This window comes from Pedobacter sp. 01N416, assembly GCF_056399685.1.
In genome coordinates, this window is sequence record NZ_JBFTRT010000678.1 from 1 (window position 1) to 2,459 (window position 2,459).

At 42.1% G+C, this 2,459-nt stretch carries 1 protein-coding gene; it reads right to left on the reverse strand.

The annotated features are described in order from the left end of the window. Positions 1–2,448: alpha-L-rhamnosidase (locus tag AC1DND_RS25715; RefSeq protein WP_477585407.1), on the reverse strand; the 2,448-nt coding region annotated here is incomplete at its 3' end. Between the last annotated feature and the right edge of the window lie 11 nt (positions 2,449–2,459).

Sequence of the window (2,459 nt, forward strand, 5' to 3'; positions counted from 1 at the left end):
CCATGCGCTGATAATTTTACCGTAAGGACCAATATGACTAGCTTCAAATGAATCCAGTCCTTCCATTATATGTGGATCCAATATCACATGTTTAAAGCCGGGCTGTTTTTCATCTGGTTTGATACCACCAGGCGATTTGTATAACCAGGCAYCAATTTCTCCGAACATAATGTGGTTCATCGATATATCCGATTTTGCATCAATGGGCCAGTTCTCGTATAAAGTGGTGGCTCCGTTTTCCATCCACCAGCCCCAGCTTGGATAGGTTTTTTGAGCGGCAACTTTGTAGGCAATATCGCTGTAACCATTTTCACTCAATGCATTTAAAATGGCCTTTGTACCCAATAATCCCACATCCAAGTGAAAACCATCGGCTTCTACACGTTTGGCTAAATTCTCTGCAACTAAAGCAATCGATTCTTCCGGAACAATTTTCCAATAAAGCGGCACACTCATTTCAGTCTGTACGCCAGAAGCATAAATCCCTTTTTCCTTATTCAAATATTTGGCATTAAAAGCATCTTTAATTTTTTTAGCCAAAGCTGTATACTTTTCATAGTCATCATTTTTGCCTAAAATTTTTGCTGCCTTGGCCAAAATAAGCACATCAGCATAATAATAACAGGTAGAGGTAAGCTCAACAGGAGATTTAGATTTCACTGGGATCCAATCGCCCAATCCCCAGGTGGTTAAACCTGTCGGGTAGGTTTCGTCAATATGGTTCACGTATTTTCTAATATTCCCGTAACAATCGGCAAGTAGTTTTTTGTCTCCATAAAACAGGTAAACATTCCATGGAATAATGGCAATTGTACTGGTCCAATCGGGTCCGTTGCCCCATTCGTAACCCCATCCATCGGTAGGGATAATGGAAGGTAAAACGCCATTTGGCTGTTGTTCATCGCGGTGATCGGCGAGCCATTTTTCGTAAATGGTAATGCCGTCAAAGCCATAAAGACCGGTTTCTATCGCGATCTGTGCGTCGCCTGTCCAGCCATTTTTCTCTCTCTGTGGACAATCTGTAGGATAGCCAAAAAGATTTGATAGGTAAGAATTGTTGGTGGCGTAATAGATTTTATTGATGATCGGCTCTGAAGATTTAACCTCACCCGCAATTGGCACATCACTATGCATAAAATAGCCTACCAGATCTTCTTTTTTTAATTGGATGGGAGCGGAGCTGCTCACTTCTACATATTGAAAACCCTTATAATTGAAATGCGGCATAAAACTTTGTTCACCTTTTCCATTCAAAATCAGGATATCCGTCTGAAATGGATCAGTATTATCAGTTGGCCGGTAATGGGCATCAATATTGGAGATGTCTACGTGTCCGTTGGTATATAAACGCTCGCCGTGCTTTAGTTTTATAACAGTTCCGGCAGGTCCGCTTACCGTGATTTTGCTTACCCCTGAAATATTCCTGCCCAGATCGAAAAGATAAGTGGTGTCGCTAAACTTTCTTAAACTTTTGCTTGCTATTTCTTCAACATTACGGATAGGGTGCATGGCCTGTGCAACAATATTTTTAGATGGTGCTGAACGGTACATCACATTTTTCCAATCTGTATCGTCAAAATCTGGCGTGTTCCAGCCTGCTTTTTCAAGGCGGGCATCATAATGCTCGGCGGTATAAATACTATTAAAAATAATCGGACTTAAAGCTGTTTTCCATTCCTTACCTGATTTAATGGTTTCGGTTGTACCATCTTCATAAGTGATGCGTACATCAAGACAAAAAGTTGGCCTGTTGCGCCAGGGGGCACGGTCGAAATACCAAACTGCGGTCGATTGGTGGTTGTACCAGCCATTGCCCAACAGTACGCCAATAGCATTTTTGCCTTTGCTGATGGCCTCGGTTACATCATAGGTAACGTATAATGTTCTTCTATCAAAACGGGTATACATCGGGTCGAGGCGATGGTTGCCAATTTTTTTGCCGTTGATGGAGAGTTCGTACAAGCCAGCTGCTGCGATGTAAGCCCTGGCCGACTTGATTTTTTTAACCGTAGTAAAGGTGTTTCGGAAATAGGGTGCAGGCTTAAGCTTGGTATTTTCATTATCCGAAATCCACGCACCTTGCCAGTTTTCCATTTTCATCATCCCGGTTTCGAAGCTGGCGATATACACTTTGTTTGATTTCTTTTGGCTTCCATCAACAATATCAACCCTCCAATAATATTTAGTAAAAGGTTTTAGTGACTGGCCCGAATAAATAACCAAATTGTCATCTGATTTAACCCAGCCTGCATTCCAAAGTTTTGCACCGGCTTTAACAAGCGAAGCCGAATCGGTATCTACCAGAACGCGGTAGGCTGTTTGTTTTGCACCCTGATTGGCGTCRTTCATTTGCCATGTAAAACGCGGATTTGGATTATCTAAGCCGATCGGGTTAACCAAATATTCGGTTTTTAAAGCGGCGATCGATTGAGCAAGTGTTTTGGAAATAGGAGCAAGGG